Origin of the sequence: Azospira inquinata (assembly GCF_018905915.1) — a bacterium.
GTDB classification, from domain to species: domain Bacteria; phylum Pseudomonadota; class Gammaproteobacteria; order Burkholderiales; family Rhodocyclaceae; genus Azospira; species Azospira inquinata.
The window spans coordinates 2721197-2734708 of sequence record NZ_CP064782.1 but is presented as its reverse complement, the minus strand read 5'-3'; the positions used below and the strand labels follow the sequence as shown (position 1 = coordinate 2734708).

The following is a 13512-nucleotide window of genomic DNA, read 5'->3' as shown; positions in this document are numbered from 1 at the left end:
CTAACGCTTAGGTAGGTATTGGAGAGGATCCACCGGATTTCCCTGACGGCGGATTTCAAAGTGAAGCTTCACCCCATCGGCCCCCGTACTGCCGATTTCCGCCACTTTCTGGCCCCGGGAAACCTGCTGACCTTCCTTCACCAGAATGGCGCTGTTGTGGGCATAGACGGAAAGGAAAGAAGCATTGTGCTTCACGATCACCAGCTTGCCGTAGCTGGGCAAGCCGCTCCCCGCATAAACCACCTTGCCGTCCGCCGCCGCATACACCGGGTCACCGGTGCGGCCGCTGATTTCCAGCCCCTTGCCGCCACTATGGCCGAAACCGGAAAGTACCTTGCCGCTGGCGGGCCAACCCCAGGCTAGGCCGGAAGCGGCCACCCCTGACGCCCCTTCTTCCGCCTTGGCAGGCGTGGCGGGGGCCTTGCTGGCCTTGGTGGCCCCGCTACCGCCCTGGTATTTGGCGTAGGCCTGATCCGAATAGGCTTCTTTTCCGGCCTTGGGCTCCCGCTTCACCCCGTCCCCACTGGCAGCGGCGGCGGGCGTAGCGGAGGCTCCCTCCAGGGAACGCTTTTCCACCACCTGGGAACCTACGGGCATGGGCTTGGCCACTCCGTCGTCCTTGGGCGGCTTTACCCGCAGCTGCTGGCCGACTTCGATGTGGTGGGGATCCTGCAGATTGTTCCAGGAGGCAATGTCGCGAAAGGACTGGCCGTGGGAACTGGCGATGGCGTAAAGAGTATCTCCCTTACGCACCGTATAGAATTCGTCGCTGTTGGCGCTCACGGCGGGGGCCGCACTACGAGCGGCTCCGCCCCGTTGCTCCACCGGCGCGGGGGAACCGGAACTGGCACACCCGGCAAGGACGCCCGCCAAGAAAGTCGCGAAAACTAAGGCTGGCAGGGCATGGAAGGATTTGGTCATTCGACTCCCGACAGCAAGGGCACGAACCGCACGCCCTCCAATTTGGTTTCGAGGAAGCCCTGAGGCGTTCGCTCGACCAGATGGAGCTGTTGCTCAGCGCTTCCCACAGGGAGCACCATTCTGCCACCAAGCGCTAGTTGCTGCAAAAGGGCGGGGGGCACCCGGGGAGCTGCCGCCGCCACAATGATGGAATCGAAGGGGGCCGCGGCCGGTAGCCCCAACTGGCCATCCGCGTACTGTAGGCGGACATGGAACTGCTGCAACTGGCGCAGATTGGCTTTGGCTTTGTTCAGCAGGGGCTCGATCCGTTCCACCGCATAGACCTGGTCCGTCAGTTCTCCCAGCACGGCAGCTTGATAACCGCAGCCAGCGCCAATCTCCAGGGTCTTGCCCAAGCCCCCCGCCAGGCTGGCCTCCCGGCCCTGGCGCAGCAATTCGATCATGCGGGCCACGATATAGGGCTGGGATATGGTCTGGGAGCACCCCAGAGGTAAGGCCGTATCCTCATAGGCCCGGTGGGCCATGGCCTCTTCCACAAAAATATGCCGGGGCACCGTGGCGATAGCGGAAAGCACCGCTTCATCCTGAATGCCCCGCTCCCGCAGCCGATCCACCATGCGCAAACGGGTGCGGGTGGAAGTCATGCCGATCCCGGTAACCATGCCCTTATCCTTCCAGCCAGGATTGCACTGCGGGCATTTGGCCGGTATGGGTTAAATCCAATTGCAAGGGAGTCAAAGAAACCAATTTCTGGCGAATGGCCCAGAAATCCGTGCCCTCCCCCGCGTCCTGGGCCGACCCGGCGGCCCCTACCCAATAGACGGTTTCATTCCGGGGGGTTTTTGTCTTTACCGCCGGTTCCGCCTTATGGCGCCGCCCCAAACGGGTTACCCGTTGTCCGGCCAATTGGTCATATGGCACATCCGGCACATTGACATTTAGCAACAGGGGATTGGGGAAAGCCTTATTCTGGAATTTCAAAACCAGCTCCCGGGCTACCCGGGCCGCCGTATCCAGATGCTTGAATTCTTTTCCGGTCAAAGAAACCGCTAGGGAAGGTATTCCTAATAAATAGCCTTCCGTAGCCGCCGCCACCGTACCGGAATAAACGGTGTCGTCCCCCATATTGGAGCCGTGGTTAATTCCAGAGACCACCATATCGGGCAAACTGTCCAGCATTCCCGTAACAGCCAAATGGACACAATCCGTAGGTGTGCCATTTACAAAATAAAAGCCATTGGACGCCCGCCGCAAATACAGCGGGCGGTCCAAGGTCAGGGAATTACTGGCACCGCTTCGATCCCGCTCCGGTGCAACCACCGTGACGTGAGCAATATCCCCCAACGCTTGGGATAACAGTTCAATACCCGGGGAAAAATAGCCATCGTCATTACTCAGCAGAATACGCATGCAGCGCCCTATCCCTTAAGCCAGACTTCGCTCAAACCGCCAGTTCATCAATGGAACGGCCACCGGCAATCCATTCGGCTACCCATTGGGGTTTGCGACCACGACCGGTCCAGGTTTGTTCGGGATTGGCGGGATTGCGATATTTAGCCTTCACCGTCCGCACCGCTTTGACTTTACCTTTTTCCTTGGCTTTTACCAGGGAATCCAGGGAAAAACCACGGGATTCGGCCAAAGCCTTTAACTCATCTAAAACCTTCTGCTTGTCCTGTTCCTCACGCTTTTTGATTTCGGCGGGGATTTGTTGCAGCAGGTCCTGCAGCTCAACGAGGGACAACGTAGAAATATCCATATTCGCTTCTCCACTATTTCTCGTCTTTCAGGAATTGAAAAACGTCCGCGAACTTATTTTATAAGGAATAAATCGGTTTCGGCAATATAAATTGCAATAGCCCATTTCAGCCCAGGCAACCAAAACCATGGAAACAAGACAAAAGAATAGGGACAGAGGAATATGCCAATGCCCCAAAACCGGTTCAGGAAGGAGTCCTAAACCTAGGTTTAGGAACTTTAAGGAGTCCGACGACCAGAGCCGGATTAGGGACAAAAAAAAAACCGGTATGGCTACCGGTTTTTTTAAAATAAATGGTCGGGGCGGCGGGATTCGAACTCGCGACCCCTTGCACCCCATGCAAGTGCGCTACCAGGCTGCGCTACGCCCCGACTCGAGAAGAAGAATTATACAGGTTTTTTCGACTTTTGGAAGTCTTTTTTCAAACATGCAGCAATTCTGCAATGCTCTCCAGCTCCTTGCGAATAGCGGCGGGGGTTGGCCCGGCTTCCTGTTCGCTGATTTCCTCAAGGCGATGACGGGCACCGCTAATCGTAAACCCTTGATCGTAAAGGAGTTCCCGAATTCTCCGCACCAAAAGAACTTCATGATGCTGGTAATAGCGGCGGTTCCCCCGCCGTTTCACCGGTTTCAGCTGGGAAAACTCCTGTTCCCAGTAGCGCAGCACATGGGGTTTCACCCCGCACAACTCACTCACTTCACCGATGGTGAAATAGCGCTTAGCCGGAATGGGCGGCAACGCTTCCTTGGGGAGTTCTTTGGAATTATTGTCCATGGTAAGACTGTTCCACTTCCGCCTTCAGCTTCTGGCTGGCATGAAAGGTCACCACCCGACGGGCGGTAATGGGAATTTCTTCCCCGGTTTTAGGATTGCGCCCGGGTCGTTGGGGCTTGTCCCGCAACTGGAAATTGCCAAAACCGGAGAGTTTGACCCCTTCCCCCCGTTCCAGGGCATTACGAATTTCTTCGAAGAAGGCCTCGACCATGTCTTTGGCCTCCCGCTTATTCAAACCGACTTTTTCAAACAACAGGTCGGCCAGTTCTGCTTTGGTCAGCGTCATATAAATCCCGGGCTAGACGCGCAGCTTGGCGGCAAACTGGCGCTCCAGAATTTGCACCAGGGCCGTTACGGCAGCATCCACTTCCACATCTTGCAAAGTTTTTTGAGTATCTTGCATAACTATACGTAACGCAAGGCTTTTTTTCCCTTCCTCCACCCCTTTTCCGGTGTAAACATCGAAGAGCTGGATGTCTTTTACCAGGGGAGGATGGGCGGCTTTCAAACCGTCCAGCAGGGTCTGGAAGGCCAGGGATTGATCTACCACCACGGCCAAATCCCGGACCACAGCGGGGAAGCGGGACAGTTCTTCAAACCGGGGCAAGCGTCCTTGCAGCAGGGCATGCAAATCCAGCTCGAACACCACCGGCGCATGGGGCAAACCGTATTTCTGCACCCAGCGGGGATGGAGCTCCCCGATAACGCCAATGGTCTGGCCGGCTACCGAAAGAGCCGCCGCCCGCCCCGGATGCAGGGCCGGATGCTGGGCCTTCTCAAAACGGGCGACAGCCGGCTGGAGCAGAGCCTCTAAATCCCCCTTGAGGTCGAAAAAGTCCACCAGGCGATGGGACTGACCCCACTGCTCCGGTGCGGCAGGACCATAGGCTAGGCCGCCCAGTTTCCAGGGCTGGGCGAAGCCGGGCACCGGACTGCCCCCTTCCTGACGCCAGAAGCAACGACCCGTTTCAAAAACCCGGACCCGCTCCTGTTTACGCTTCAGGTTGTTGTTCAGAGTGGAAACCAGCCCGCCGATCAGGGAGGTGCGCATCACCCCCATTTGGCTGGCGATAGGATTGGCCAGACGGATGGGGCTATCGTTCTGGGCGAAATCCGCTTCCCAGGCCGCTTCCACGAAGGCAAAGTTAATCACCTCCTGATAGCCAGCATCGGCCAGGATTTGCCGCAGCCGCTGAACGGGCCGCTGATCCTCGCTCCAGGGCAGCATGGTCATGGCCGCCTTGGGGGGACGGGCGGGAATTTCGTTATAGCCGTGCACCCGCACCACTTCTTCGATCAAATCCTCTTCCACTTCAATGTCGAAGCGGAAAGTGGGGGGCGTCACCAGAAAATTATCCCCCTCCCGTTGGAAACTCAGCCCCAAACGGGAAAGCAATTCACCAATACGCTCAGAGATAAAGGGAACGCCCAGGATTTTGCCCACCCGGGCCGTACGCAGGCGCACCGGATGACGATGGGGCAAGGCGGTTTGGGCTTGTACCAGAGGACCAGCTTCCCCACCGCAGATTTCCAGGATCAACTGGCTAGCCCGTTCCATGGCCCGGGCGCAGCCCCCGAAATCCACCCCCCGTTCAAAGCGGTGGGAGGCGTCGGAGGAAAAGCTGTAACGCCGGGCCCGCCCGGCAATGGCGTGGGGATCGAAAAAGGCGGATTCCAGGAACAGTTCCTGGGTTTCCAGACTAATACCGCTGGCGGTACCCCCCATGATGCCAGCCAGGGCCAGGGGCCCGGATTGGTCGGCAATGACCAATTCATCCGCCTTGGGAGCGATTTCCTGGCCATTCAGCAGGGTTAGGCGATCACCCGCCTGGCCCCAGCGCACCTGGATATCCCCTTGCAGCAAGCCGTTGTCGAAGGCGTGAAGCGGTTGGCCTAACTCCAAAAGCACGTAATTGGTGATGTCCACGATGGCGGAGACGGGGCGAATATCGCTCCGTTCCAACCGCCGACGCATCCATTCCGGCGTGGCCGCCTTGGCGTTTACGCCTCGAATCACCCGGCCGAAATACAAGGGGCAGGCATCCCCCGCCCCCAGTTGGACGTTACGGGTCACCGTGCCACCCACGGCCACCGGCGTCACTTCCGGATAGACCGCGGCCACCCCGGTGAGAGCGGACACTTCCCGGGCCACCCCGGTGAGGGATAGACAGTCGGCCCGGTTGGGGGTCAGCTTCAGGGTAAACAGGGTATCGTCCAGATCCAGGTAGCGGCGGATACTCTCCCCAACCGGGGCGTCTTCCGGCAATACCAGCAGCCCGGAGGATTCTTCCGCCAGCCCCAGTTCCTTGGCAGAACAAAGCATGCCGGAGGATTCCACCCCCCGCACCTTGGCCACCTTGATCTTGAAATCCCCGGGCAACTTGGCCCCGGGCAGGGCACAGGGCACCTTAAGGCCGGCGGCCACATTGGGAGCGCCACAGACAATCTGGACCGGGGCGCCTTCGCCCACTTGGACTTGGCACACGTTCAAGCGGTCCGCGTTGGCGTGTTTTTCCACGGCCAGCACCTGGGCCACCACCACTTGGGAGAATGCCGGGGCTACCGGCTCTTCCTCTTCCACTTCCAGACCGGCCATGGTCAGAAGTTGGGACAGCTCAGCACTGGAAAGGGCCGGGTTAACGAAAGTTCTCAGCCAGGATTCGGAAAATTTCACGGAAAATTCCTAACTCAAACGAATTGGCGCAGGAAACGCAGGTCGCCGTCGAAGAATAAACGCAGGTCATTGACCCCGTAGCGCAGCATGGTGAGCCGGTCCGGCCCCATACCGAAAGCAAAGCCGGTATAGCGCTCCGGATCAATTCCAGCGTAGCGCAGCACATTGGGATGGACCATGCCACAGCCGGCAATTTCCAACCACCGGCCTTCCAGGGCCCCGCTCATGAAGGCCACGTCAATTTCTGCGGAAGGCTCGGTAAAGGGGAAAAAGGAGGGACGGAAACGCACTTTCAGATCGTCGCTCTCAAAGAAGCGGCGGAGAAAGTCGGCAATCACCCCTTTCAGGTCGGCGAAGGAAATGTCCTCACCCACCCACAAGCCTTCCACCTGATGGAACATGGGGGAGTGGGTAGCGTCCGAATCCACCCGATAAACCCGGCCGGGGGCAATGATGCGAATTTCCGGCATGGTTTCCAGATGGGCATAGCGGGCCACGTGGGCCTGCATGTAGCGCGCCTGGATCGGGCTGGTATGGGTGCGCAGCAACACCCCCTCCTCCACTTTGCCCTGGGTATCTTCCAGATAGAAGGTGTCGTGCATGGAGCGGGCCGGGTGATTTTCCGGGGTATTCAGGGCGGTGAAATTGAAAAAGTCCGTTTCAATTTCCGGACCGTCCGCCACCTGAAAACCGATGGAGCGAAACAGGGTTTCGATCCGTTCCAGGGTGCGGGTCACGGGATGGAGACCGCCCCGGGGCTGACCGCGCCCGGGCAGGGTCACATCCAGGGCTTCCTCAGCCAAACGGGCTTCCAGCGCCGCCTGACGCAAGGCTTCCCGCCGGCCGTTGAGGGCCGCTTCAATGGCTGCCTTGGCCCGGTTGATGTCCGCCCCGGCGGCTTTACGCTCTTCCGGCGGCAGTTTTCCCAGGCCTTTCAACAATTCGGTAATTTGCCCGCTCTTCCCCAGGTAACGGGCTTTCGCCTGTTCCAGGGCATCCGGGTCTTGAATGGAGGCGAAGGCCGTAGCGGCTTCGCTGACAAGCTGATCGAGATTCTGCATGGAAAATTCCACGTCACTCGTTAAGGGAACCGCCCGGAAATCGTCTGCCGCCCCGGGCGGCGGGGACAGCAGAAAAAAAAGGAGGCGGAAGCCTCCTTTTTTTCGCGCTAGACGCGCTTAGGCAGCGAGGCTCGCCTTGGCCTGATTGGCCAGCGCGGCAAAAGCCGGCTTGTCGAACACCGCCAGATCGGCGAGCACCTTGCGGTCCACTTCGATCTGAGCCTTCTTCAGGCCATTCATGAAGGTGCTGTACTTCAGGCCCACTTCCCGGGCAGCCGCATTGATACGGGCAATCCACAGGGCGCGGAACTGACGTTTGCGTTGGCGACGGTCACGGTAAGCGTATTGACCGGCCTTCATCACCGCCTGCTTGGCAACCCGATAGACGTTTTTACGCCGACCCCGGTAGCCCTTGGCTTGGTCCAGAACCTTTTTATGGCGCGCCCGCGCCGTTACACCACGTTTAACTCGAGGCATTGTTCACTCCTTTACGCGTAAGGCATCATGGCCCGCACGGCGGCCATATTGGTTTCATGCACCGTTTCCATACCACGGAGCTGACGCTTGCTCTTGGTGGTCTTCTTGGTCAGGATGTGGCGCTTGAACGCGTGGGAACGCTTGATGCTTCCACTGGAGCGGACCTTGAACCGCTTGGCGGCCCCGGTCTTCGTCTTCATTTTGGGCATAGCATGCTCCTATTTTTCCATGAATCCAGGTGTCCCCCGACGGGAGCACTTGATAACCCGAACCCACTTATTAACGCCCCGGGAGCGACCCCGGCGCGGTACAACAAAATCGATTTACTCGGCAGCCTCGGGCTGGGCCACCGGCTTTTTCTTCGCCGGCGCCAAGACCATCACCATTTGACGGCCTTCCATCTTAGGCATTTGTTCCACCACAGCCACCGTACCCAGGTCAGCCTTAATACGCTCCAGCTGACGCATGCCGATGTCTTGGTGAGCCATTTCCCGCCCGCGGAAACGCAAAGTCACTTTGACTTTGTCTTCTTCCCCCAGGAAACGGGTCATATTCCGCAGCTTGATCTGGTAATCGTTTTCGTCCGTTCCCGGACGCAACTTGATTTCCTTGATCTGCACCTGCCGTTGTTTCTGCTTGGCTTCGTGCTGCTTTTTGGCTTCGTGATACTTGAACTTACCGTAATCCATCACTCGGCATACAGGCGGTTTAGCCAGGGGCGCGATCTCAACCAGATCCACGCCAGCTTCTTCCGCCATGCTCAACGCCGCCCGAATGCTGACAACGCCGACTTGTTCGCCCTCTTCCCCGATTAACCGAACTTCGGGTACTGTGATTTCTTCATTGACGCGGTGCGTCTTCTGCTGTATTGCAGCGATGGTTCAATCTCCAAAAAACAGCCGCCGGAAGCGGACAAAAACTAAGCCGTGCCCTTACGCGTAGCGACTTCTTCCTGAAGCCGCTCGATCAGGCTTTCCAAGGGCATTTGCCCCAAATCCTGACCACCGCGAGTACGCACGGCCACCATGCCGGTTTCCTTTTCCTTGTCGCCAACGACAAGCTGATAGGGCAACCGGTTCAAGCTATGTTCTCGTATTTTATAAGTAATTTTTTCGTTACGCAAATCCGCTTCCGCCCGGAACCCTACGGCCCGGAGCTTTTCCGCCACCTGGGCGGCATATTCTGCTTGTTTTTCCGAAATATTCAGGACAATGACCTGGACCGGAGAAAGCCACAACGGCAGGGAACCCGCGTAGTTTTCGATCAAAATACCGATAAAGCGTTCCAGGGAGCCCAGAATGGCCCGGTGCAGCATCACGGGCACGTGACGGGCATTGTCTTCCCCCACGTATTCCGCACCGAGGCGGCCGGGCATGGAGAAATCCACCTGCATGGTGCCGCACTGCCAGGAACGGCCAATGGCGTCCTTGATGTGGAATTCGATCTTGGGGCCGTAAAAAGCCCCTTCCCCGGGCAATTCACTCCACTCCAGACCGGAAGCCCGCAGACCGCTGCGCAGCGCAGTTTCCGCTTTGTCCCAGATTTCGTCGGAACCCACCCGATCCTGGGGACGCAGGGCCAGCTTCACCGCCACATGGTCGAAACCAAAATCCCCGTAAACCTTTTTCACCAGGGCGTTGAAAGCCTTCACTTCGGCTTCGATCTGATCTTCCGTACAGAAAATGTGACCATCGTCCTGGACAAAGCCCCGCACCCGCATCAAGCCGTGGAGGGCGCCGGATGCTTCATTCCGGTGGCAGGAACCGAATTCCCCGTAACGCAGGGGCAAATCCCGGTAGGAGCGGAGATCGGAGTTGAACACCTGCACATGGCCCGGGCAATTCATGGGCTTGATGGCGTAGTCCCGCTTCTCGGACTCGGTGGTAAACATGTGATCTTTGTAGTGATCCCAGTGCCCGGACTTTTGCCACAGGCTGCGGTCCAGAATCTGGGGACAACGGACTTCCTTGTAGCCGTTATCCCGATACACCTGACGCATGTAGCTTTCGATTTCTTGCCAGACGGCCCAGCCCCGGGGGTGCCAGAACACCATCCCCGGCGCTTCATCCTGCATATGAAAGAGATCCAGCTGCTTGCCGATGCGCCGGTGGTCCCGCTTTTCCGCCTCTTCCAGCATGTGCAGATAGGCTTCCTGGTCGTCCTTCTTGGCCCAGGCGGTACCGTAGATGCGCTGTAGCATCTCGTTCTTGGAATCGCCGCGCCAGTAGGCCCCGGCCACCTTCATCAGCTTGAACACCTTGAGCTTGCCCGTACTGGGCACGTGGGGGCCACGGCAAAGGTCGATGAAATCCCCTTCCCGATAAAGGGAAATATCCTGATCGGCGGGAATGGCTTCAATCAGTTCCGCCTTGTATTTTTCCCCCAGACCCAGGAAAAATTTCACCGCATCGTCCCGCTTCCAGACTTCCCGACTGATGGGGATATCTTTTTTCACCAGCTCCGCCATGCGTTTTTCGATGGCGGCCAGATCTTCCGGGGTAAAGGGGCGGGAATAGGCGAAGTCGTAGTAAAAGCCGTTTTCGATCACCGGGCCGATGGTCACCTGGGCTTCCGGATAAAGCTCTTTTACCGCATAGGCCAGCAAGTGGGCGGTGGAGTGACGGATCACGTCCAGACCTTCCGGATCTTTGTCCGTTAGGATGGCCAGATCCACATCCTGGTCAATCAGGTGGGAGGTATCCACCACCTTGCCATTCACTTTGCCCGCCAGGGCGGCTCGGGCCAGACCGGCACCGATGGAAGCCGCCACGTCCGCAACGGACAGGGGGGCGGGATAGGAACGGACGGAACCGTCCGGCAACTTGATCGCAGGCATTAGATTTCTCCGACGACACATCCCGAGGCAAACTCAGGACAAAAAAAAAGTGCGGACGAGCCACACTTTTTTTGGATTTATAACGAAGGCGAACTCGCTCAGGCGGAAACAACCTGGGTAGTGCTAGTTCGGAACAGCATGATCTCTACCTTTTTCCTGAATGTTCGCTTCGTTGGGAAACTTGGCGGAGAGGGGGGGATTCGAACCCCCGATAGGGTATTACCCTATACACGCTTTCCAGGCGTGCGACTTAAACCACTCATCCACCTCTCCGTGGAAGGCGCGCATTGTAGCAAAGACCTATTTAATCACCAAGCCCATTCGGGACTTTTTTGCCAAAAAATTCCCCCCTACCGCCCATTCTCGGCCTCAGGCTTGCACTACCAAAATGGCCACCGCCAGGCCAATCCATAGTAGAAACAAGAGGATAAAGGTAAGCCCAGCGCAGCTCCCGGGCGACAGGCGGGAGGCGAAAATTTTTTCCACCGGCACGCACATCGGCCGGGCGATCCAGAAAAACAGGGCGTAGATGGGATTACGCGCCCTGTCCCGGCCCGCCATAAGGCCCACCGCGCCCTGGCCTAGCAGGGCCAGACCGGCCACCTCCACCCAGGCCCGAAGCAGGTGGAGGACCAGGACCAGCCCCCTATCCCCCATGGTTGCCCCTACCCCATGCAGCTTGAAAAGGCGACATCAGCCCTCCCCGTCCTGCACCTGACAGCTCACATCCAGCCGGTTCATCACCCGGGCGTAGACCACCACCAGCAACAGAAACACTAGGGGCGCACCCTGGGCCCCGATATAAAAGCCCAGGGGAAATCCGGCCAAGGTCCATTGATTCAGGTCGGCAGCAAAAAAGCTGGCGACAAAGCTCACCAAAAACCAGACCAGGAGAAAGGCCAGGGTCATCCGCCGATTAAGTCGCCAGTGACGCTTTTGTCCATCGCTGAGAGTCATGACACCAATCTCCTTTTAGCGCAGACGGGGAAAGCGCACATCGTCCACCAAGGCCTGGGTGGCCGGGTCCGGCGCTTTGGTCAATAAGCTCACCACCACAATGGTGAAAAATCCGGCGGGAATGCCCCACACCCCTGCCGCCGTGCTCTGAATACCAAACCAGGGCTCCATGCCCATGCTTTGCAGGCCGAGCCAGGGAATGCCGGCAAAATTCACCCGCAGCATGTAATAGAGGGTAACCCCCAGGCCCACCACCATGCCCGCCAGGGCCCCGGCCCGATTCGCCCGTTTCCAGAAAATACCCAGGACCAGGGCGGGGAAAAATGCCGCGCCGGCCAGGGAAAAAGCCCAGGCCACCATATAGAGAATGGAAGCCGGGCGCAGGGAAGCCATGGTGGCCGCCAGGATGGCCACCACCAGCAGCAGGGATTTGGACACCACCAAACGCCATTGGGTGGAAGCGTGGGGCCGGACGATTTTGTAATAGATGTCGTGGGACAGGGCGTTGGTGATGGTGAGCAGCAGGCCATCCGCCGTGGACAGAGCCGCTGCCAGCCCCCCAGCGGCTACCAGGCCGGACACCACATAGGGCAGTCCGGCGATTTCCGGGGTAGCCAGCACAATCACATCCGGATTGAGGGACAGCTCGGCCAGCTGGAGCAGTCCATCATGGTTGATGTCCTCGATCTGAATCAGGCCCACCTTGCCCCAGGCCGACACCCAGGAGGGCAGATGGGCGATGGGCATATTGATTACGTGGGCGTAAATCTCGTACTTGGCGAACACCGCATAGGCCGGAGCCGTCAGGTAGAGCAGCAGAATAAAAAAGAGGGACCAGGCTACCGAATCCCGGGCTTCCCGCACCGAGGGGGTGGTGTAGTAGCGCATCAGCACATGGGGCAAGGCCGCCGTGCCCACCATGAGGCAGAACATGAGGGAGAGAAAATTCAAGCGAGCGGACCAGGATTCCGCCGAGGTTCCCCCGGGAAAGGCCTGGGCGTGGCGCTGGGGCACCCGGGCCTGATCCTGGGCCGCCTGCTGGTCCGCCGACCACAGGGCCCGGGCCCCTTCCGGGGTCTGGGGCAAATCCCGGCGCTCCCGCTCCAGGGCCACCACCTCCCGCATGGAAGCATTACCCGCCTTAAGCCGGTTGATTTCCTCCGTAAGGCGCTGCCGCTCTTCCCCCAGGGAGGCGGGCAGGCGCCGGATTTTTTCCCCGTAGGCATCCGCCCGGGCTTGATAAAGGGCCCGAGCCTCCTCCTCCGCCGGAGTATGGAAAAGTTTATCTTCCAGCCCCCCCACCTGTTGCAGCACCCGGCCATAAACCGCCTGGGGCACGGGTACCCCAGTAACTTGGTAGGAAAGAATAGCCACCGGCGTCACATAGGCAATGATGAGGACAATGTACTGGGCCACCTGGGTCCAGGTCACGGCCCGCATGCCCCCGAGGAAGGAACACACCAGGATGCCTGCCAGGCCCACAAAAACCCCGATTTCGAATTGCAGGCTGACAAAGCGGCTGGTGATCAGCCCCACCCCGTAAATCTGGGCCACCACGTAGATGAAGGAGGTAAGAATGGCCGCTCCGGCCCCCACCAGCCGGGCGCCGTTGCCACCATAGCGGGCACCGAGAAAATCCGGGATGGTGTATTGGCCGAATTTGCGCAAATAGGGAGCCAGAAACAGGGCCACCAGCACATAGCCCCCGGTCCAGCCCAGGATATAGGCCAGGCCCTGAAAGCCCGACAGATAAAGGGTTCCGGCCAGGCCGATGAAGGAAGCCGCGCTCAGCCAGTCCGCCCCGATGGCCATGCCGTTGAAGAGGCCCGGCACCCGGCGGCCGGCCACGTAGTATTCGGCCACATCGGCGGTACGGGTCAATAGGCCGATGGTGGCGTACACCAGCAGGGTGAAGAAGAGAAAGGCGTAGCCGATCCAGCGCCCGGGCAGCCCCAGGGACTCCAGCCAGGCCAGGAAGGCGACAAACAGGAGAAAGCCGCCCGTATAGGCCAAGTAGTAACGTTTCAGACGCTGGGCAAACGGGTCCATCCC

Annotated in this window: 15 protein-coding genes and 2 tRNA genes; all 17 read right to left on the bottom strand. The window is 58.9% G+C overall.

Translation table 11 applies throughout. The annotated features are described in order from the left end of the window. Entirely contained in the window at positions 1 to 921 is a 921-nt protein-coding gene (locus tag Azoinq_RS12515) for a peptidoglycan DD-metalloendopeptidase family protein (RefSeq protein ID WP_216128591.1), read from the bottom strand. Then, complete coding sequence (locus Azoinq_RS12510; protein ID WP_216128593.1) at positions 918 to 1583, bottom strand: protein-L-isoaspartate(D-aspartate) O-methyltransferase; 666 nt, start codon at positions 1581 to 1583, stop codon at positions 918 to 920. The genes Azoinq_RS12515 and Azoinq_RS12510 overlap by 4 nt, the downstream gene beginning before the upstream one ends. 4 nt (positions 1584 to 1587) lie before the next feature. Continuing rightward, a complete protein-coding gene (gene surE / locus Azoinq_RS12505; RefSeq protein ID WP_216128595.1) occupies positions 1588 to 2331 on the bottom strand; it encodes a 5'/3'-nucleotidase SurE in 744 nt (247 codons plus the stop codon). A gap of 31 nt (positions 2332 to 2362) precedes the next feature. After that, positions 2363 to 2680, bottom strand: a complete 318-nt coding sequence (locus tag Azoinq_RS12500; RefSeq protein ID WP_216128597.1) for an H-NS histone family protein — start codon at positions 2678 to 2680, stop codon at positions 2363 to 2365. Positions 2681 to 2974: 294 nt separating this feature from the next. Then, positions 2975 to 3051 (bottom strand) — tRNA-Pro (locus tag Azoinq_RS12495). A 50-nt stretch (positions 3052 to 3101) separates the two neighbouring features. After that, entirely contained in the window at positions 3102 to 3455 is a 354-nt protein-coding gene (locus tag Azoinq_RS12490) for a MerR family transcriptional regulator (RefSeq protein WP_216128599.1), read from the bottom strand. Further along, positions 3445 to 3747 (bottom strand): integration host factor subunit alpha, encoded by a 303-nt coding sequence (locus Azoinq_RS12485; protein ID WP_216132435.1) that lies wholly within the window; start codon positions 3745 to 3747, stop codon positions 3445 to 3447. The genes Azoinq_RS12490 and Azoinq_RS12485 overlap by 11 nt, the downstream gene beginning before the upstream one ends. A gap of 6 nt (positions 3748 to 3753) precedes the next feature. Beyond that, positions 3754 to 6129 (bottom strand): phenylalanine--tRNA ligase subunit beta, encoded by a 2376-nt coding sequence (gene pheT, locus Azoinq_RS12480; protein ID WP_216128601.1) that lies wholly within the window; start codon positions 6127 to 6129, stop codon positions 3754 to 3756. Positions 6130 to 6143: 14 nt separating this feature from the next. Further along, positions 6144 to 7190 (bottom strand): phenylalanine--tRNA ligase subunit alpha, encoded by a 1047-nt coding sequence (gene pheS, locus Azoinq_RS12475; protein WP_216128603.1) that lies wholly within the window; start codon positions 7188 to 7190, stop codon positions 6144 to 6146. A 117-nt stretch (positions 7191 to 7307) separates the two neighbouring features. Then, complete coding sequence (gene rplT, locus Azoinq_RS12470; protein ID WP_216128605.1) at positions 7308 to 7667, bottom strand: 50S ribosomal protein L20; 360 nt, start codon at positions 7665 to 7667, stop codon at positions 7308 to 7310. Positions 7668 to 7678: 11 nt separating this feature from the next. After that, positions 7679 to 7876: a 50S ribosomal protein L35 gene (rpmI, locus tag Azoinq_RS12465; RefSeq protein WP_216128607.1), complete on the bottom strand. Its 198-nt coding sequence runs from the start codon at positions 7874 to 7876 to the stop codon at positions 7679 to 7681. A 114-nt stretch (positions 7877 to 7990) separates the two neighbouring features. Then, entirely contained in the window at positions 7991 to 8479 is a 489-nt protein-coding gene (gene infC, locus Azoinq_RS12460; protein ID WP_232368622.1) for a translation initiation factor IF-3, read from the bottom strand. Positions 8480 to 8586: 107 nt separating this feature from the next. Then, complete coding sequence (gene thrS / locus Azoinq_RS12455) at positions 8587 to 10503, bottom strand: threonine--tRNA ligase (RefSeq protein ID WP_216128610.1); 1917 nt, start codon at positions 10501 to 10503, stop codon at positions 8587 to 8589. A gap of 182 nt (positions 10504 to 10685) precedes the next feature. Next, positions 10686 to 10776, bottom strand: a tRNA-Ser gene (locus Azoinq_RS12450). Positions 10777 to 10872: 96 nt separating this feature from the next. Further along, the gene (locus Azoinq_RS12445) at positions 10873 to 11160 is read right to left on the bottom strand and encodes a hypothetical protein (RefSeq protein WP_216128612.1); all 288 of its coding nucleotides are present in this window, start codon (positions 11158 to 11160) and stop codon (positions 10873 to 10875) included. Between the two features lie 36 nt (positions 11161 to 11196). Continuing rightward, positions 11197 to 11460: a DUF4212 domain-containing protein gene (locus tag Azoinq_RS12440; protein WP_216128614.1), complete on the bottom strand. Its 264-nt coding sequence runs from the start codon at positions 11458 to 11460 to the stop codon at positions 11197 to 11199. A 15-nt stretch (positions 11461 to 11475) separates the two neighbouring features. Next, positions 11476 to 13509, bottom strand: a complete 2034-nt coding sequence (locus tag Azoinq_RS12435) for a sodium:solute symporter family protein (RefSeq protein WP_216128616.1) — start codon at positions 13507 to 13509, stop codon at positions 11476 to 11478. Positions 13510 to 13512: the final 3 nt, after the last annotated feature.